The organism is Haloferax prahovense DSM 18310, assembly GCF_000336815.1.
GTDB lineage: Archaea > Halobacteriota > Halobacteria > Halobacteriales > Haloferacaceae > Haloferax > Haloferax prahovense.
In genome coordinates this window covers 36,232-52,885 of record NZ_AOLG01000008.1, presented here as the reverse complement: position 1 = coordinate 52,885, position 16,654 = coordinate 36,232, and the positions used below count along the sequence as shown (strand labels likewise).

Sequence of the window (16,654 nt, the reverse complement as noted above, 5' to 3'; positions counted from 1 at the left end):
CCCGGTGCTGTCGCCGAGTTACAGCGTCGTGACCGCGCTTCGAAGCGCGTCGGCGGCGTCCTCGGCGAGTTCGGTCGCGCGCTCCTCGGAGCGCCCCTCGGCGTAGACGCGGACTTTCGGCTCGGTCCCCGAGGGGCGGACGAGCACCCACGCGTCGCCGTAGTCGAGGCGGTAGCCGTCGGTCGTGTTCGGCGTCGCGTCGGCGGATTCCGCGTAGTTTGCGGCGGCGTTGAGCATCGCCGTCAACTCGGATTCCTCGTCGTATTCGAGGTTGATGCGGACGTTGTAGTAGTCCTCGTAGGGCGCGACGAGTTCGCTCGGCGGGCGCTCGGCGACGAGTTCGAGGAACTTCGCCGCGATGTACGCGCCGTCGCGGACGAGACGGTAGTTGGGGTAGAACACTCCCCCGTTACCCTCGCCCGCGATGGGGACGTTCCGACCCTCGCGCCAGAGTTCGCGGATGCGGGTGATGAGGTTCGTCGCGCCGATGGGCGTGAGTTCGAGGTCGGCACCGACCTCCTCGCAGACGTCGACGAGCCGTTGGGAGACGTTCACCGCGGAGACGGTCGCGTCGCCCGGTTGGAGGGCTGCGGCCGCGAGGGCGGCCAGCGACGCCTCGCCGGAGATGCACTCGCCGCGCTCGTTCACGAAGACGGCCCGGTCGGCGTCTCCGTCGTGGGCGATTCCCACGTCGGCGTCGGTCGCACGAACGAGTCGTTCGAGGTCGCGGAGGTTCTCGGGAACCGGTTCGGACTGGCGGCCGGGGAAGTGGCCGTCTGGCTGGGCGTTGACGGTGCGGACCTCACAGCCGAGTTCGCGGAGGAAGTCGGGCGTGACGAGCGACCCGGCGCCGTGGCCGGGGTCGAGCGCGACCGTGAGGTTCGCGTCGGCGATTTTCTCGCGGTCGACGCTGGCGAGGAGGTCCTCGCGGTAGTCGTCGTTCGCCGTCTCGACGCACCGGGTCTTCCCGACGGCGTCCCACTCGGCCACGTCGAACTCCTCGGCGAGGATGTGGTCTTCGATGCGCTCTAACTCCTCGACGGCGAGTTCGACGCCGTCGTCGCCGACGAGTTTGACGCCGTTGAACTCCGGGGGGTTGTGCGAGGCCGTGATGACGACGCCCGGAACGCCCTGGTTCTCGCAGTACCGGACGGCGGCGGGGGTGGGGACGACGCCGAGGTCGTCCACGTCGACGCCGACGCTCGCCAGCCCGGACTCGGCGGCGTTGACGAACATCTCACCCGTTGTTCGGGTGTCGCGTGCGATGGCGACCCGGTCTGCGTTCCAGACCGTGCCGGCGGCCTTGGCGACGCGGAGGACGAACTCCGGTGTGAGGCTCTCACCCACCACGCCGCGGGTGCCGCTGGAACCGAAGAGTTTCATTGAGTGTGTGTGCACCCCGGCGCGACAAAGCCGTTCCGAACTGGTGGCTCGCTCGGTACGTTCGTCGCCCGATTCGAGTCGCCCAATCATCCGGGTCGCCGTATCCGGTGCGTTTACGCACGTCGCTCGCCCACGGTGGCGTATGTTCCCGGAGTTCGAAGTCGTCCCCGCGGTCGACATGCAAGACGGCGAGGTCGTCCAGCTCGTACAGGGCGAACGCGGCACCGAGAAGACCTACGGCGACCCGGTCGAGGCCGCTCGCCGCTGGGTCGACGCCGGCGCGGAGACGCTCCACCTCGTCGACCTCGACGGCGCGTTCGAGGGAGAGCGGAAGAACGCCCCGGCGGTCGACGCCGTCCTCGACGCGGTCGACGTGCCGCTCCAACTCGGCGGCGGCATCCGCACCGCCGACGACGCCCGCGACCTTCTGGACCGCGGCGTCGACCGCGTCATCCTCGGCACCGCGGCCGTCGAGAACCCCGACATCGTCGCCGAACTCGCCGACGACTACCCCGACGGCGTGATGGTCAGTCTCGACGCGAAAGACGGCGAGGTCGTCGTCTCCGGCTGGACCGAGGGCACCGGCCTGGACCCCGCCGAGGCGGCCGCCCGGTACGAGGAACTCGGCGCGGCGGCCATCCTGTTTACCGACGTGGACGTGGAGGGCCAACTCGAAGGCGTCCACCTCGAGACGACCTCGGCGGTCGTCGACGCGGTCGATATTCCCGTCGTCGCCTCCGGCGGCGTCGCCTCGCTCGACGACGTCCGCGCGCTCCGCGAGGCGGGCGCGGCGGCGACCGTCGTCGGCACCGCGCTCTACGAGGGGCGGTTCACGCTCGAAGAAGCGATGGAGGCGTAGGTCGCCGACGCGGCGAGACACGACCTGACCGAGACGCTACGCGTCGAGGTACGCGAAAACGGCCGCGGCGAGGCTCTCGACGGTCCCGTAGACGCCGACGGCGACGAACAGCGCGCCGATAATCGCGGTCTCGGGACGCGAGGTCGCGAGGAACGGCCCGGCGAGAACGAGCATACTGAGGGTCACCACGTCGCGTTTCGGGCTGGCGGTCGCTCCGCGCCGCATCAGTCGCTCGCCTCCGGACGACTCGATTCCAGCCGCATCGGTCGGTTATCGCCCACCCAGGACGCCTCCGCCGAGTACCGCCGCGCCGACCGCGAGCGTCACCAGCGCGACGCCGAGCGCGACAGCCACCCCGGACCGGGCGGTGAGCAGGAGTCCCCCGACGCAGATGGTGTAGCCCACCACCAGCGCTCCCTTTCGCTGCATACCCCACCGTACGCGTCCGAAGTTATGAACGTCCGTCAGACGTGCGTCTGACGCTGCGGCGGGCTGCGGCCGCCGCCGCACGACGAGAATCCCTATATGCGCGGCCCGCTTCGAACGCGACATGAGCGACGCCGACCGACGCGCGGCCGTCTCCCGCGAGACGTCCGAGACGACCATCGACGTGACGCTGTCCATCGACGGCGACGGCGACGCGGTCGTCGACACCGGTATCGGATTCTTCGACCACATGTTGGAGGCCTTCGCCAAACACGGCCTGTTCGACCTGACCGTCCAGTGCGACGGCGACCTCCACATCGACGACCACCACACCGTCGAGGACGTGGCCATCGTCCTCGGCGAGGCGTTCACCGAGGCGCTCGGCGACAAGCGCGGCATCGTCCGCTACGCCGACCGCAAGGTCCCGCTCGACGAGGCCGTCGCCTCCGTCGTCGTGGACGTGTCGGGCCGCCCCTTCTTCGAGTTCTCGGGCGAGTTCTCCCAGCCCTACGTCGGCGAGTTCACCAGCCACATGGCCGAACACTTCGCGATGTCGCTGTCGATGAACGCCGGCCTCACGCTCCACGCGGGCGTCGAGGGCGACAACGCCCACCACGAGGTCGAGGCGCTGTTCAAGGCGCTCGCGCGCTCGCTCGACGACGCGACCCGCGTGGACCCGCGGCGCTCGGACACGCCGAGTACCAAAGGAAAGCTGTAGTCGCCAGTCCGCCCCGTTCTCCCCGACCTCCCGCACTCGACTCTCAGGGTCGCCGGAGCGTCCCCGAGTCGTCGACGAGCAGGCCGCGTTCGACCGCGTAGTCGAAGATGTCGGCGACCTCGTCGTCCTCGAGGTCGTACGCGCCAGACGCCAGCGCCTCGACCTCCGCCCGCTCGACGGGGAACTCGCGGTTCTGGAGGATGCGAATGACCTTTCGGAACTTCGGCGGCTCCTCGCCGGGGTCGGACGAGTCGCCGCCGGTTTCAGTCTCATCGTCGGCGTCCGACTCGGCGTCACTGTCGAGCCGCTCGGGTTCGTCGGCGGTCTCGTCGGCCGCCCGGGCGGCACCGTCGGACCTCTCGGCCTCGTCCTCGCCGTCGTCGTCGTCCGCGTCGTCTCCCGACTCCTCGTGGTCGTCGGCCTCGTCCGGCGAGTCGTGGTTCGCCGGTTCCGGCGGCGTCGGCGCGGGGTCGACCGCGTTCACGTCGACCGAGGCGGCCTCGCCGCCCGACCCGCTCGCGGTCCGCTCCGGTGCCGCGGACGCGCCCGTCTCGGCCCGTGCGTCGTCGGGCACGTCGACGCCAGCGTCGACGCCGAGTCGGGAGAGAAGCGGCGCGATGACCTCGCTCAGCGTCTCCTCGCAGTGTTCGCAGAGGACGACGCGGCGCTGGTCGTCGGCCGGCGTCAACTCCGGCGGCAGTACCTCGAACACGCCGACGGCGTCGGTCCCACAGAAGTCGCAGGTGCGTAGCTCGCGCATGCACGACGGGTCTCCGCGCCGACGGTTAAACCCACTCCCCGGCCGCGGCGTCGGTCGCCTGCCCGTGGCGTCGTCCACCCGACGCCCACGCGACGTCTCCAGTCAGCCGCCGTCGGCGACGTACCACTTAATGCACCCGCCCGCAAATCCCCCGACCAACGAATGTTCGACGAGATTATGGAGAAGTTCGAGGGCAGCCCGAGCCAGCAGGCCGTCATCCGGCTCCTCTTGGAACGGGGCTTTTCCGTCAACGACCAGGGACGGGTCGTCTCGGGCGGCATCGAGATACCGAACACCGGCATCGCCCGCGAGGCCGACGTGGACAGGCGCGTCGTCGACTCGACCACCGACGCCATCCTCGCCGACGAGGAGCTTCGACGAATCTTCCAGAACATCTCGTCGATTCCGAGTCTGATGGACCTCGCGCCGGTGCTCAACCTCTCCGTGCTCACCGTCGAGGTTGCCGACGCCGACGAGCCCGGCATCGTCGCCACCGTCACCTCGAAGCTCGCCGACGCGGGCATCTCGATTCGCCAGACGATAAGCGAGGACCCCGAGTTCACCGACGACCCGAAGCTCTACATCATCACCGACGAGCCGATTCCCGGCGACCTGCTCAACGACCTGTCGAACCTCGAATTCGTCCGCCGCATCATCATCGCCTGAGCCCGCCCGTCGGCTCCGCGAATATTCTGTCAACGTAGCAATAAGATTCTTGTAACTTCACGTGGTAGCCGTTCGCATGGTGTCCATGCGCAGTTGCATGTGCTGTGGTGAGCCGATTTCCGAGACGCGCCACCTCTGCGGCGTCTGCATCCAAAACGGGTGTACGTCGTACGCGGACGCCTGCGGACAGTAGCAGTAGCGCGGCTCCGCGCTCGCCCGCACCGCCTCGCCCTGCTCGGTTTCTCCCGCGCCGGGCCGACGACGCCCCGGTGCGAACGCTTTTCCACGCCGCGACGCCAACTCGGTGGCATGACCGACGCCTATCGAACCGTCGCCGGCCGGGCCGACGCCCGCTTCGAGGTCAACGGCTCGGAGTTCATCGGCTACGTCTCCCCCGCGGAGACGGTCGAGGAGGCGGAGGCGTTCGTCGCCGAAATCGAGGAGCGCCACCCCGACGCCACCCACAACGTCCCCGCCTACCGGGTGCCCGCCGGGTCGGCCTCGTCGTCGGTACCCGGCGGGGGGAACGTCATGCTCCGCGAGTACCAGAGCGACGACGGCGAGCCGAGCGGCTCGTCGGGAAAACCGGCGCTCAACGTCCTCGTCCAGCAGGACGTGCGCAACGTCGCCGCCGTCGTGACGCGCTACTACGGCGGCACCAACCTCGGCGTCGGCGGCCTCGCCCGCGCGTACTCCCGAGCCGTCAAGGAGGCGCTCGACGCGGCGGGCGTCGTCGAGGAGATTCCCCACGAACGATTCACTGCGACCGTCGAGTACGACGACTCGGGGAGCGTTCGCGGGCTGTTAGAAAGCGCGGGCGTCGAGTTCGAAGCCGCCTACGAGGCCGACGTGTCGTTCGAAGTCCGCGTTCCCGTCGAGGACGGGGCGGACCTCCGCGACCGCATCAGAAGCGCGACCAGCGGCCGCGCGGACATCGAGTAGCGCGGCCGCGGGATTCTTTTCGGTTCAGTCGGTCGGTTCCACCTGTTCCGGCGGCGTCGGTGCGGCTTTCTCGCGCGTCTCGCGGCGGTTCTTGATGGCGAGCGCGCCGAACAGCGCCCCACCGACCGCGCGCATGGCGAGGTCGACGGCGACCGTGTCGGGGACGTTCCCGACGAGCCCGAGGAAGCTCCCGAGGTCGAACGCGGCGTTCAACAGGAGCATCGGGGCCATGAGCAGGAACGCCGAGAGGGCGAACAGGGCCCGTTCGGTCTGCGACACGCGGCTGTAGAGGTAACCGATGACGGTCGCACCGAGTCCGATGACGCCGACGAAGACGCCCGCGACCGGGATGACCACCTCGGGAACGAAGTAGCCGATTTCGGCCACGTCGGCGAACGTGATGACCGCCGCGGCCTCGCCCTGTCCGCGGAGGAGCAGGATGCCGGGCGTCAGGGCGAACGCGAACGGCACGATGGCCTTGTTGAGCGACAGCGAGAACGCCTTCGTCCCGGTCCGGAACGGATTAGACCGGGCAATGCCGGAGGCGGCGTACGCCGCGACCGCCACCGGCGGTGTGATGTCCGCTATCACCCCGAAGTAGAGGATGAACAGGTGGGCCGCGAGCAGCGGGATGTCGGAGGACTGCGCGATAGCCGGCCCGAGCAGCGAGACGAGGATGATGTACGTCACCGTCGTCGGCATCCCCATCCCGAGGATGATGGAGGCGATGGCGGTGAAAAGCAGCAAGAGGACGATAGAGCCGCCGGCGACCGCCTTGATGAGCGCGGTCAGGTTCGGGCCGAGGCCGGTCGCGCTGACGACACCGGGGATGATTCCCGCGGCGGCGACGGCGACGACGACCTCGGTCGAGGTGCGCGCGCCGGAGTCCATCGACTTCCCGATGAACGTCACGTAGCGGAAGACGTTCAGGTCGGACAGCGACGGCCGCGAGACGGCGTTGGCGATGTTGTCGGCCGCTTCGTCGACCGCGTCGTCGAACTCCAACAGCGGCGAGTCGAGCGCCGGTCGGACGAGCATCACGACGAGGCTGACGAAGATGGCGATGACGCCGAGGTCGCCCGCGGCGGCGAAGAGCGCCGCGGTCGCGCCGAGCGGTTCACCGCTTCCACCCGTGACCGCGTCGATGACGCCGACGCCGGTAGTGACGTAGGAACCGAGTTGCGCGACGAACGCCGCCGCGATAGCGCCCAAGAGGGGCACACGGGTCCGCTCGCTGTACGCCGCGACGACGGACAGGAGCGCCATGATGGCGATGAGCGTGAACCACGCCGAGCGCGCGACCGTCAGGCGCTCGACCAGCAGGTAGTACATGAGCAACACGAGCGGGATGAGGTAGAACCACCCGCTGACGAGGTGCTTCCCGAGGTCGACGACCTCGGAGCGGTCGAGGCCGCCGATGCCGGCCCGCGTCGCTTCGAGGTGGACCATCACCCACACGCCGAAGAAGAACACCACGGCGGGGATGGCCGCCGCGATGATGATATCGGAGAAGGGGACGCCGATGAACTCTATCATGAGGAACGCCGCCGCGCCCATCACCGGCGGGAGAATCTGCCCGCCGGAGGAGGCGGAGGCCTCGACGGCCCCGGCGAACTCAGAGCGGTAGCCGGAGCGCTTCATCAGCGGGATGGTGAACGCGCCGGTCGTCACCGTGTTGGCGATGGAAGAGCCCGAAATGGTCCCCATGAATCCGGACGCGAGGATGGACGCCTTCGCCGGGCCGCCCTTGCGGGTCCCGGTCGCGGCGTACGCGAGGTCGATGAACCACTGGCCGGCCCCCGACATCTCCAGGAACGCCCCGAACAGGATGAAGATGTAGATGAACTGCACGGAGACGGTGACCGGGATGCCGAAGACGCCGTTTTCGGTGTTGTACCAGAGGTTCTGGATGATGTTCGCCCACGACCCTTCGGGGATGGAGAGGACGCCGACCAGCGGCATCGACGGCGAGATGAGGTAGCCGAACCTCGCGTAGACAATGAACGAGGCGACGATGACCATCAGGTAGAACCCGAGCGAGCGGCGGGTCGCCTCCAGGACGAGGAGGACGCCGACCGCGCCGAGGAAGAACGGGTAGGACACGTCCGTGAAGGGGAGGACGCCGATGGCCGCGACGACCGCGTCGGCGAGGAAGCCGAGCGGACCGAGCGTCTCGGACACCGAGACGAACGGCGCGCCGAGGTACTCGGCGACCGTCCGGCCGGCTTCGAGGCCGAACACGCGGAGCCGCTGAATCTCGGACCACTCGAACACCATGTAGGCCGCCGTGGCGACGGCGAGCACGATAAACAGCAGGTCGAGCGGTGTCACGCGCTCGCGCTCCGGGTCGATCGCGAGCCATCGGACGAACCGGCGGATTCCCGCGGCACCACGGGTGACCGGGTGGTCCTCACCGAGGTTCGACGCGAGGGTCGGAACGACGCGACTGAGTGCCGCGGCGAACCGACCGTGGCCGGTCGTCGCCGGGAAGAGGACGAACGCCAGCACGAGCGCGAAGGCGACGTGAATCGAGTTCACCTGCAGGAGTTGGAGCGAACCGAGCGACACCTCGCCGACGAGCGGTATCGTCGCGCCGAACTCGAAGCCGCGGGCGGCCAGCCACGACTGGAAGACGGAAAAGGAGATGGCGACGAGCGACGTGAGAATCGCCGCCCACCCCGAAAGCGTCCGCTTCCGGTCGATGCCCTCCAGCATCTCCTGTGCCTCTTCTTCGGATAGTTCTTCGTCGGTACTCGCTGCCTCGCGGTCGTCGTCAGCGGGCGACTCGCCGCCGTCGGTTCGAATCGGCGAGTCGGCCGGTGCCGCGTCGGTCTCCGGGACGGACCGGGAGGCGTCTTCGTCGTCGGGGCCGTCGGGTCGACCCTCGTCGTGTGTTCGGTTCATCGTTAGTCAGTGGAGGGCGGCGTCGAGGACGGAGCGGTGCGTGACGTACAGGCGGACCGAGCGCGCGTCGGAGAGCGCCACGAGGTCGTAGGTCCGGTCACCGACGTGTAGCTTGTGGCCGGCGATACGGCCGGGCTTGACGTACAGATCCTCGTAGCTTCCCTCGGGGTCGAAGACGAACGAGCCGTTTTCGGTCGTCACGTTCGCCCGAGCGGGCAGCCCCGCGCCGTAGGACTTGAACTCCATCTTGGTCATGACGAGTTCGCCGTCCTGAACCGCGTAGGCGTCGAGGACGCGCGTCTTCTCGACGCTGTGGGTGTATTCGAGCGCGACGGTCGTGTTCTCTTCGACCGGCATCGTCTGTAGTCGCTCGCCGGTTTCGGCGTCTTCGACGACGAGCACCTGTCCGGCCGGAACGGCGGCGCTCCCGCCGACGGCGACCGCCAGCACCGCGACTACGACGAGGAGACGTGTGGGAGTCGAATCAAGCATCGAAAGATGGGTAGGAAACCGCTGTTCGAAAGCGAAGCGAAGCGCCCGGGCTCAGCCGAAGTAGGCCTGCGCGCCGGGGTGGAGCTCGATGGACATGCCGTCCTGCGCGCTCTCCTTGGAGATGAAGTCCGTCTTGATGGTGAGTTCGTCGACGTTCTCGAAGATGGCGCTGGTGACCGATTCGACGGTCGATTCGGGCTGTTCGGCGTTGGTCGCGATCATCGCCTGCACCGAGACGGTCGGGGCGGGGTTCTCCAGTCCGTAGGTGCCCGGCGGGACCTCGTCGTCGGCGTAGAACGGCGCGGCGTCCTTGACGGCCGTGCGGTCCTCGCCCTCGATGGGAACGATGCGCACGTCCTCGGTCGCGGCGAGTTCCTCGATAGCGCCGACCGGCCAGCCGCCGACGACGAACGCGGCGTCAATGTCGCCGTTCTTCAGCTGGTCGGAGGCCTGCGAGAAGCCGGTGTTCTGCTCGCTGTAGTCCGAGATGCCGAGGGCTTCGAGAATCTGGGTCGCGTTGACCTGCGTCCCGGAGCCGAGGTCGCCGGTGTTGATGGTCGCACCGGAGAGGTCGGACGGCGTCTCGATGCCCGTGTCGGCGAGCGTGACGACGTGAATCGTCTCGGGGTAGAGCGTGGCGACGCCGCGGAGGTTCTCGACGGGGCTGCCCTGGAACGCCTCGATGCCCTCGCCGTTGCGGGCGAAGTAGGCGACGTCGTTCTGAATCAGCGCGAAGTCCGCGTCGCCGCGGGCGAGGCTGCCGACGTTCTCGACGGACGCGCCGGTGGACTGCACCTGAATCGTGAAGTCGGTCTGTCCCTCGATAACGGACTTGAACTCGTTCGAGAGGGGGTAGTACGTGCCGCCCGTCCCGCCGGCGTGCCACGAGAGTCGGCTCTCGGTGCCGCCGTTACCGCCGGATTCGGTCGTCGTCTCCTCGGCGGTGGTGGTATCTTCGCCACCGGATTCGGTCGTCGTCGTCGTCTCTTCGCCGCCGCCACCGGAACAGCCGGCGAGGCCGGCCAGACCGACGGCACCTGTCGCAGCGATAAACTGTCGGCGGTCAAGCTTCCGAGTCATACATCACTATTCGTCACGATACGTATTTATGACTGTTCATGTCAACGGCCAACATATCTCTATTTACACACTAATTGTAGTAAATTCTTATCAATGTTAGAATATTAATTCGCCAACGATACACATACCTGAACTCGCCCTTCTGGGGAGAAATACAATCCTCCGCGGTTCTGATTTCACTTCGACCCGCGTGCCCACCGCTGTCGTGTTCTCGTTTCTCTGTTCCGTCCGACTCCGGAGTTCGCGGCGGACTTCGACCCGAAACGGAGGGGTTCGGCGAGTTGGGTGCCGACCCCGACGCACCCCGTGCAAACGTCTCTCACAGTAGTCTACGGGGGTGCGGTTCGGGACGTTCGACTCGAACGACAGTCGGCCGCCGGCGGGCGACTTTCGACCCGAAAAGAGGGGGTTCGGACGGCGTTCAGGGGAGTGCGCTCGCGCCCGCAGCCGTCAGTCGACGATTATCTCGGAGTCCGTCGAGTCGTCCGACGACTGCTTGGGCGACATCTGTTCTTCGTACCGGGTTATCCAGTCGGCGAAGCAGGTCGGACAGAGTCGCTGGTCGTCCACGGTCGAGCCGTCGACCTGCAACTGGACCGCGCGGGCGAGGGCGTCTTCGACCGCCCGCCCGCAGCCGTCGCACGGGTCGCTCATCGTCGGGTTCCTCCGGTGGCGCGAGGTTCGTCCATGCGTCGGAGGTGCGCGGGCGGTAACTTAGTCGTTACCCGAATCGGGGCCGGCGGCCGGGGCGTCCCGCCCGCGAGCCGCGGTGCGAGGTGACCGAGCTACGTCGTGCGGAACGCGCGGTCGCCGGCGTCGCCCAGCCCGGGGACGATGTAGCCGTCGTCGTCGAGGTAGTCGTCGATGGAGACCGTCAGCAGGTCGACCTCGGGGAACTCGCTGTCGACGCGGAGCAGGCCGTCGGGCGCGGAGACGGCCGAGAGGACGAACAGCTTCTCGGGGTCGACGCCCGCGTTCTCGAGGATGTGGTCGAGGACCGAGCACATCGTCGAACCGGTCGCGAGCATCGGGTCGGCCACGATGACCGTGTCTTTCTCCGTGATTTCGGGGAGCTTCACGTAGTCGATGGTGATGGGGAAGCCGCCGTCGTCGTCCATCCCCGCCTCCTCGTCGCGGCCGGCGGAGATGACGCCCTGCTTCGCCCGCGGGAACGCCTTGAGCAGTCCCTCCACGAACGGCGTCGCGGCGCGGAGCACGTTGATGATGACGACGTTGTCGAGCCCCTTCACGCGCTCGCCGGTCGTCTCAGCCAGCGGGGTCTGGATGGTGACGTACTCGGTCTCCATCGCGCCGTCGATTATCTCGTAGCCACAGATGCGGCCGAGTTTGACGAGGCCTTTCCGGAAGGCGACCTGCGTCGTCTCCACGTCCCGGAGGCGCGAGAGCGTGTCCTTCGCCAGCGCGTGCGTGATGAGGTACGCATCGTCTCGGTCTTCGATGGGCATCTTACTGAGAAGGCGGTTTCCCGAAGGACATAAATGCGGCTATCGGCCGCCAGCGGTGCCCTGCGGGTAGTTCACGCGTAGAATGGGTCGGCGGCGCATCCCGCGGTTTCAGTTCGTCACGAGGTACGTAACCGCCGTGAGCACGAGCGCCGCGGAGGCGACGTTGACCGCCGAGAAGGCCGCGAGGTCGAGGTACGACAGGCCGTAGACGACGACCGCCGCGAACGCCGTCGAGAGAACGAGGTTCATGACGAACAGCACCCGCGGGTCGCCCTCGCCCCACTCTATCTCGTCGGCCCCGCGCCCCTCGTCGTCGCTCCCGGCCCCTTCGGCTTCGCCGCTCATCGCCCGCCCTCCGAGGCCGCGCCCGTGGTCGGCACCGACTCGCGCTCCCGGGTCGGCTCCGCGAGCGCGACTTCCTCGCCGGGGTCGGTCGGGAAGTCGCCGGCGTCCGCGGACGCGCCGGGGTCGAGCAGGTGGGCGTCGAGCGCGGCCGCGAGCGCGTCTTCGTCTATCTCGCGGCCGATGAACACCAGTTCGGTCCGCCTGTCACCGTGGTCGTCGTGCCAGTCGAGTTCGGGGTGGTTGCGGCGGTAGGTGTCCTGTTCGAACTCGGGGCGCGAGGCGACCCACGGGCCGGCGGCGGCGACGTACGCCGACGGGCCGGCCTGACTGTAGGTGAAGTGTACGTTCTCGGCCCCGGCGACCCACAGCGAGCCCTTGGCGCGGACGACTGACTCCGGGAGGTTCCCGAGGACCGCGGCCGCACCGTCGGGGTCGAGCGGTGCCCGCCGGCGGTAGACGAACGAGGTGACGCCGTAGGTCGCTTCCGCGTGTGTGGTGTCGTCGTGGTCGTGGTCGCCGTAGCCGCCGTGGTCGTGGTCGCTGTGGTCGCCGTGGCCGTCTCGGTCGCTCTCGTCTCCTCCCGTATCATTTTCCAACGCCGCCCGCCAGCCGACGGGCGCGTCGGGGTCGTGGAGGTCAGAGAGGAGCAGGTCCGCGTCCACGTCGCCGCGGGTCGTCTCCACCACGGTCGCGCCGGGACGGAGCGCCTCGACCGCGTCGCGGACCGCCGCGAGTTCCGCGTCGGAGACGAGGTCGCGCTTGTTGAGGACGACGAGGTCGGCGCTCTCGACCTGCTCGACGAGGAGGTCCGAGAGGGGGCGCACCGAGCCGTCTCCCTCCTCGGCGACGGTCCGGTCTGGGTCGCCGTCGCCGAAGGTGTCCGCGAAGAGTCTGGCGTCGACGACCGTGGCGAGGCCGGCCACGCCGTAGCGGGCGGCCGCCCGCGAGGTGACGAACAGCCGGGCGACAGGGCCGGGCTCCGAGACGCCCGAGGCCTCGACGACGAGGTGGTCGAACGACCGCTCGCGCGCGAGGCGGACGACCGCGGTTTCAAGGTCGTCCTGTAGCTCGCAGCAGATACAGCCGTTCGAGAGTTCGGTGACGCCGTCGCCGACCGCGAGGTCGGACTCCTCGGCGACGAGTTCGGCGTCGACGTTCACGGAACCCATGTCGTTGACGAGCACGGCGATGTCTCGGTCGCCGGCGTGTGTCAACAGGTGGTTGAGAAGCGTCGTCTTGCCCGCCCCGAGGCTCCCGCCGAGCACCGTCACCGGAATCGTCTCCCCCGCGTTCATGGGGGGCCTACCGGGGCCGCACATATGAAATCGCAGGTAACCAGCGTGGACGTTCGTGAACGATACCCTTTTGTCCGAAAGCGGGTGAGTGTGTAAACTGATGACGCTCGCCGCGCGCATCGAATCCTTTCGCGAACTCGTCGAAGAGTGGCTCCGCGGCCTCTACCACGGGCTGATTTCGCATCCCGCCTACGAGAAGATTGAAAAACAGGCCGAGGACGACGAGGACGCGTTCATGCTCGCGTGCTTCCCCGACGCGTTCGGCATCCCCTCGCCCATCTCGTACTACACCGCCGAACTGCTCCCGTACCTCGAAGACGAGTTCGAGGCGTGGGAGCGGCGGATGTGGGACCGCGGGTCGCTCCTCGAACGCAAAGGTCACCAGTACCACTTCTAACATGCGCAAATTCGTCTTCTTCGGCGGCAAAGGCGGCGTGGGCAAGACGACGATGTCCAGCGCCTACGCGGTCAAGTGCGCCCGCGACGGCGTCCGGACGCTCCTCGTCTCGACCGACCCGGCCCACAGCACGAGCGACGTGTTCGACCAGTCGTTCACCGACGAGCCCGCGGCCGTCGCGGACGAACCGAACCTCGACGCGATGGAAATCGACCCCGAGACCGAGGTCCGCGAGCACCTCATGGAGACCAAGCGGGCGATGGGCGACCAGGTCAGCCCCGCGATGGTCAACGAAATCGACCGGCAGATAGAGATGGCCCACCAGACGCCCGGCGCGTACGAGTCGGCGCTGTTCGACCGCTTCATCGACGTGATGCGCTCCGCGGACGAGTACGACCGGGTCGTCTTCGACACCTCGCCGACCGGCGGGACGCTCCGACTGCTCTCGCTGCCGGAGTACCTCGACGGCTGGATTCAGCGGCTCCTCCACAAGCGAAAGGAGTCGGTCAAACTGTTCGAGCGCGCGGCCATCGGCAACAACGAACCCCGGCGGATGATGGACGGCGACCCCATCATCGCCCGCCTCGAACAGCGCCGCGACGACTTCTCGTTCGCCAAGGAGACGCTTCGGGACGACGCCGCGTTCTTCCTCGTCGTGAACCCCGACGAACTCTCGCTCCGGGAGACCGAGCGCGCCATCGACCAACTCGACGACTACGGCCTCGACGTGCGCGGCCTCGCGGTCAACCGCCTCACGCCCGAACCCGACCCCGAGGAGTCCGGGCGGGGCGCGACGTTCTTGCGCGAGCGAGTCAAGACAGAACGAGAGCACCTCGACGACCTCCGCGAGAATTTTTCACCGCCGCTCGTCGCCGCGGTCGAGACGCGGGTGGCCGAAGTCAAAGGCGACTTCCTCGGCGAGGTCGCGGCCGAACTCGACATCGACACCGCGCCCGACGTTCAGTGAGCCGGTAAACCGACCGCACGGTGAGAATTTTCGGTCACCTCGGCGATTGAACCTGTCGTTCGAACACGATACATTCCTATCTATCGTTAACGTTAAGGTGGGCATTTTCGTGTCACCGAGTGGGGCAGCGTACCATGGTACAAGTCATTTGGTTGGTCGTCACGGTACTCGCGTTGTTTACCGTCGGGTATCTCGGTTACTCCCGATATCTCGCGCAGTTCGTCGAGCTCGACGACAGTCGTGAGACGCCAGCGCACAAGTACGAAGACGGCCAAGAATACGTTCCGGCGAAAAAGCCGGTGTTACTGGGGCATCACTATTCGAGCATCGCAGGCGGCGCGCCGATTGTCGGGCCGATTACGGCGGGCGTGGTGTGGGGCTGGCTCCCGGCGCTCGCGTGGATCGCCATCGGCAACCCGCTTCTCGGGAGCGTTCACGACTTCGTGTCGCTGTCGAGCAGTCTGCGACACGACGGGAAGTCCATCGGCTACATCATCGGCGAGTACGTCGGCGAGCGCGGCAAGAACATGCTGTTGTGGTTCGCGTTTCTCACCATCGTCCTCGTCGTCGCGGTGTTCGCCCTCGTGGTGGCCATCGTGTTCAACGCCTATCCGGAGGCCGCCACGGCGAGTCTGGTGTACATCGTCCTCGCGGTGCTGTTCGGCGTCTACCTCTACCAACTGAACCTCCCGTTCCTGCTCGGGACGGCCGTCTTCGTCGTGGCGATGTTCGTCGGCGTCTACGCGGGGATTCAGTTCCCGATTGCGCTGTTCGAACCCGCGGCCCGAGCGCCCGCCGAGACGTTCGTCCTGTTCTCCGGCTCCGGCGCGTGGCTCCCCGGTGCGAGTTCGTTCAACGGGAACACCGCGGCGTGGGTGCCGCTCATCCTCGTCTACGGGGCCATCGCCAGCGCCCTCCCGGTCTGGGTGCTCCTGCAACCGCGCGACTACCTCTCGTCGTTCCTGCTGTACGCGGGCGTCGGCGGCGCGCTCGTCGCTATCGTCGTGGGCACGTTCTTCACGAACCCGACCCAGCCGCTCGTGACGAACCTCGAACCGTACTACGGGTTCATCGGGCGCTCCGGCGCGCCGCTGTTCCCGCTTCTGTTCATCACCATCGCCTGTGGGACCATCAGCGGGTTCCACTCGCTCGTCTCGTCGGGCACGACCTCGAAACAACTGAACAAGGAGTCCGACGCGCGCGTCATCGGCTACGGCGGCATGCTCGGTGAGGGACTCCTCGCCACCGTCGCGCTGGCGACGGTCGCTATCATCGCGCCCGACGTGGGCGGCGGTATCGGCCTCGCGCTGCCGACGTTCGCCGCGGGTGGCGGCGTCATCCTGTCGAGCTTCGGCATCCCGACTTCCTTCGGCGGGCCGTTCATGGCCCTCGTGCTGGTCAGCTTCCTCCTCACGTCGACCGACACCGCGGTTCGACTCGGTCGCTACATGATGGAGGAAATCGTCGGGACGCCCGAGACGCCGGTCGAGGAGTTCGCGACCAACCGCTACGGCAACGCGTTCGTGCAGTCGCTGCCGGCGTACATCCTCATCACGAGCGGCTCGTGGTTGACGCTCTGGCAGCTGTTCGGTGGCGCGAACCAGTTGCTCGCCGCGCTGGCGCTCCTGACCGCGACCGTCTGGCTGGCTAACTGGGACGACTCCAAGCAGCTCCTCAGCACGGGTCTGCCGATGGCCCTCATGACGACTATCACGTCGCTGGGTCTGCTCTGGCTCGCGTTCCACGACAACCTCTACGCGAAGTTCCTGAACGCCGAGTGGATGGCCTCGGCGGGCACCTTCGCGATGGTGTCGGCAGTCGTCCAAATCGTCCTCGCGCTGGTGCTCGTCTACCTCGCGCTGTCGCTGGCGAAAATCGGTTACGACAACATCAAAGACGCCCGGAGCTCGGGCGGCGGTGGCGGCGGTCGTCCGCAGCCGAGCGACGACTGACG

At 67.7% G+C, this 16,654-nt stretch carries 18 protein-coding genes; 7 read left to right on the top strand and 11 right to left on the bottom strand.

The genetic code is table 11. The features are described 5' to 3' along the window. Positions 1-18: 18 nt before the first annotated feature. Positions 19-1,383: a phosphoglucosamine mutase gene (gene glmM, locus C457_RS00300; RefSeq protein WP_008090906.1), complete on the bottom strand. Its 1,365-nt coding sequence runs from the start codon at positions 1,381-1,383 to the stop codon at positions 19-21. Between the two features lie 142 nt (positions 1,384-1,525). Between glmM and hisA the strand changes: the two genes are divergently transcribed. Next, the gene (gene hisA, locus C457_RS00295) at positions 1,526-2,242 is read left to right on the top strand and encodes a 1-(5-phosphoribosyl)-5-[(5-phosphoribosylamino)methylideneamino]imidazole-4-carboxamide isomerase (RefSeq protein ID WP_008090905.1); all 717 of its coding nucleotides are present in this window, start codon (positions 1,526-1,528) and stop codon (positions 2,240-2,242) included. Positions 2,243-2,278: 36 nt separating this feature from the next. Here hisA and C457_RS00290 read toward each other — a convergent pair whose 3' ends face one another. Beyond that, positions 2,279-2,467: a hypothetical protein gene (locus C457_RS00290; RefSeq protein ID WP_008090904.1), complete on the bottom strand. Its 189-nt coding sequence runs from the start codon at positions 2,465-2,467 to the stop codon at positions 2,279-2,281. A 45-nt stretch (positions 2,468-2,512) separates the two neighbouring features. After that, positions 2,513-2,671: a hypothetical protein gene (locus C457_RS20845; protein WP_233514263.1), complete on the bottom strand. Its 159-nt coding sequence runs from the start codon at positions 2,669-2,671 to the stop codon at positions 2,513-2,515. Between the two features lie 121 nt (positions 2,672-2,792). Between C457_RS20845 and hisB the strand changes: the two genes are divergently transcribed. After that, complete coding sequence (gene hisB / locus C457_RS00280) at positions 2,793-3,386, top strand: imidazoleglycerol-phosphate dehydratase HisB (protein ID WP_004974124.1); 594 nt, start codon at positions 2,793-2,795, stop codon at positions 3,384-3,386. A gap of 43 nt (positions 3,387-3,429) precedes the next feature. Here hisB and C457_RS00275 read toward each other — a convergent pair whose 3' ends face one another. Continuing rightward, positions 3,430-4,146: a hypothetical protein gene (locus C457_RS00275; RefSeq protein WP_008090902.1), complete on the bottom strand. Its 717-nt coding sequence runs from the start codon at positions 4,144-4,146 to the stop codon at positions 3,430-3,432. 162 nt (positions 4,147-4,308) lie between these two features. On the opposite strand from C457_RS00275, the gene C457_RS00270 reads away from it, so the two are divergent. Both C457_RS00270 and C457_RS00265 read left to right on the top strand, forming a co-directional pair. Further along, positions 4,309-4,812, top strand: a complete 504-nt coding sequence (locus tag C457_RS00270) for an ACT domain-containing protein (RefSeq protein ID WP_004974129.1) — start codon at positions 4,309-4,311, stop codon at positions 4,810-4,812. Between the two features lie 309 nt (positions 4,813-5,121). After that, on the top strand, positions 5,122-5,754 hold the full coding sequence (locus C457_RS00265; RefSeq protein WP_004974131.1) for an IMPACT family protein: 633 nt from the start codon (positions 5,122-5,124) through the stop codon (positions 5,752-5,754). A gap of 24 nt (positions 5,755-5,778) precedes the next feature. Here the strand turns inward: C457_RS00265 and C457_RS00260 are convergent, their stop codons facing one another. The 7 genes from C457_RS00260 to C457_RS00230 all read right to left on the bottom strand — a co-directional run bounded on the left by C457_RS00260 (position 5,779) and on the right by C457_RS00230 (position 13,336). Beyond that, positions 5,779-8,658, bottom strand: coding sequence for a TRAP transporter permease (locus tag C457_RS00260; protein ID WP_008090899.1), 2,880 nt, complete (start codon positions 8,656-8,658; stop codon positions 5,779-5,781). A gap of 6 nt (positions 8,659-8,664) precedes the next feature. Further along, positions 8,665-9,150 carry a DUF1850 domain-containing protein gene (locus tag C457_RS00255; protein WP_049905033.1) on the bottom strand — a complete coding sequence of 162 codons (486 nt, stop codon included), beginning with the start codon at positions 9,148-9,150 and terminating at the stop codon, positions 8,665-8,667. Between the two features lie 51 nt (positions 9,151-9,201). Then, entirely contained in the window at positions 9,202-10,230 is a 1,029-nt protein-coding gene (locus tag C457_RS00250; RefSeq protein ID WP_008090897.1) for a TAXI family TRAP transporter solute-binding subunit, read from the bottom strand. A 450-nt stretch (positions 10,231-10,680) separates the two neighbouring features. Further along, positions 10,681-10,884, bottom strand: coding sequence for a DUF7569 family protein (locus C457_RS00245; protein WP_004974143.1), 204 nt, complete (start codon positions 10,882-10,884; stop codon positions 10,681-10,683). A gap of 131 nt (positions 10,885-11,015) precedes the next feature. Continuing rightward, the gene (gene upp, locus C457_RS00240) at positions 11,016-11,696 is read right to left on the bottom strand and encodes a uracil phosphoribosyltransferase (RefSeq protein ID WP_008090895.1); all 681 of its coding nucleotides are present in this window, start codon (positions 11,694-11,696) and stop codon (positions 11,016-11,018) included. Between the two features lie 108 nt (positions 11,697-11,804). Continuing rightward, positions 11,805-12,041 (bottom strand): hypothetical protein, encoded by a 237-nt coding sequence (locus C457_RS00235; protein ID WP_008090892.1) that lies wholly within the window; start codon positions 12,039-12,041, stop codon positions 11,805-11,807. Continuing rightward, positions 12,038-13,336: a CobW family GTP-binding protein gene (locus tag C457_RS00230; RefSeq protein ID WP_008090890.1), complete on the bottom strand. Its 1,299-nt coding sequence runs from the start codon at positions 13,334-13,336 to the stop codon at positions 12,038-12,040. The genes C457_RS00235 and C457_RS00230 overlap by 4 nt, the downstream gene beginning before the upstream one ends. A 100-nt stretch (positions 13,337-13,436) precedes the next feature. Here C457_RS00230 and C457_RS00225 point away from each other — a divergent pair, with 100 nt between their 5' ends. From C457_RS00225 to C457_RS00215, 3 genes are all read left to right on the top strand, one after another. Further along, positions 13,437-13,733 carry a hypothetical protein gene (locus C457_RS00225; protein WP_008090889.1) on the top strand — a complete coding sequence of 99 codons (297 nt, stop codon included), beginning with the start codon at positions 13,437-13,439 and terminating at the stop codon, positions 13,731-13,733. Position 13,734: 1 nt separating this feature from the next. Next, positions 13,735-14,700: an ArsA family ATPase gene (locus C457_RS00220; protein ID WP_008090887.1), complete on the top strand. Its 966-nt coding sequence runs from the start codon at positions 13,735-13,737 to the stop codon at positions 14,698-14,700. 134 nt (positions 14,701-14,834) lie between these two features. Further along, positions 14,835-16,652 carry a carbon starvation CstA family protein gene (locus tag C457_RS00215; RefSeq protein WP_008090886.1) on the top strand — a complete coding sequence of 606 codons (1,818 nt, stop codon included), beginning with the start codon at positions 14,835-14,837 and terminating at the stop codon, positions 16,650-16,652. Positions 16,653-16,654 lie beyond the last annotated feature (2 nt).

Excerpts from the sequence above, each read along its gene's own strand:
- C457_RS00225 (WP_008090889.1), top strand. The coding sequence starts at position 13,437 with ATGACGCTCGCCGCGCGCATCGAATCCTTTCGCGAACTCGTCGAAGAG.
- C457_RS00235 (WP_008090892.1), bottom strand. The coding sequence starts at position 12,041 with ATGAGCGGCGAAGCCGAAGGGGCCGGGAGCGACGACGAGGGGCGCGGG.
- C457_RS00230 (WP_008090890.1), bottom strand. The coding sequence starts at position 13,336 with ATGAACGCGGGGGAGACGATTCCGGTGACGGTGCTCGGCGGGAGCCTC.
- C457_RS00275 (WP_008090902.1), bottom strand. The coding sequence starts at position 4,146 with ATGCGCGAGCTACGCACCTGCGACTTCTGTGGGACCGACGCCGTCGGC.
- C457_RS00250 (WP_008090897.1), bottom strand. The coding sequence starts at position 10,230 with ATGACTCGGAAGCTTGACCGCCGACAGTTTATCGCTGCGACAGGTGCC.
- C457_RS00215 (WP_008090886.1), top strand. The coding sequence starts at position 14,835 with ATGGTACAAGTCATTTGGTTGGTCGTCACGGTACTCGCGTTGTTTACC.
- upp (WP_008090895.1), bottom strand. The coding sequence starts at position 11,696 with ATGCCCATCGAAGACCGAGACGATGCGTACCTCATCACGCACGCGCTG.
- C457_RS00260 (WP_008090899.1), bottom strand. The coding sequence starts at position 8,658 with ATGAACCGAACACACGACGAGGGTCGACCCGACGGCCCCGACGACGAA.
- C457_RS00255 (WP_049905033.1), bottom strand. The coding sequence starts at position 9,150 with ATGCTTGATTCGACTCCCACACGTCTCCTCGTCGTAGTCGCGGTGCTG.
- C457_RS00290 (WP_008090904.1), bottom strand. The coding sequence starts at position 2,467 with ATGCGGCGCGGAGCGACCGCCAGCCCGAAACGCGACGTGGTGACCCTC.
- C457_RS00265 (WP_004974131.1), top strand. The coding sequence starts at position 5,122 with ATGACCGACGCCTATCGAACCGTCGCCGGCCGGGCCGACGCCCGCTTC.
- C457_RS20845 (WP_233514263.1), bottom strand. The coding sequence starts at position 2,671 with ATGCAGCGAAAGGGAGCGCTGGTGGTGGGCTACACCATCTGCGTCGGG.
- C457_RS00245 (WP_004974143.1), bottom strand. The coding sequence starts at position 10,884 with ATGAGCGACCCGTGCGACGGCTGCGGGCGGGCGGTCGAAGACGCCCTC.
- hisA (WP_008090905.1), top strand. The coding sequence starts at position 1,526 with ATGTTCCCGGAGTTCGAAGTCGTCCCCGCGGTCGACATGCAAGACGGC.
- C457_RS00220 (WP_008090887.1), top strand. The coding sequence starts at position 13,735 with ATGCGCAAATTCGTCTTCTTCGGCGGCAAAGGCGGCGTGGGCAAGACG.
- glmM (WP_008090906.1), bottom strand. The coding sequence starts at position 1,383 with ATGAAACTCTTCGGTTCCAGCGGCACCCGCGGCGTGGTGGGTGAGAGC.
- hisB (WP_004974124.1), top strand. The coding sequence starts at position 2,793 with ATGAGCGACGCCGACCGACGCGCGGCCGTCTCCCGCGAGACGTCCGAG.
- C457_RS00270 (WP_004974129.1), top strand. The coding sequence starts at position 4,309 with ATGTTCGACGAGATTATGGAGAAGTTCGAGGGCAGCCCGAGCCAGCAG.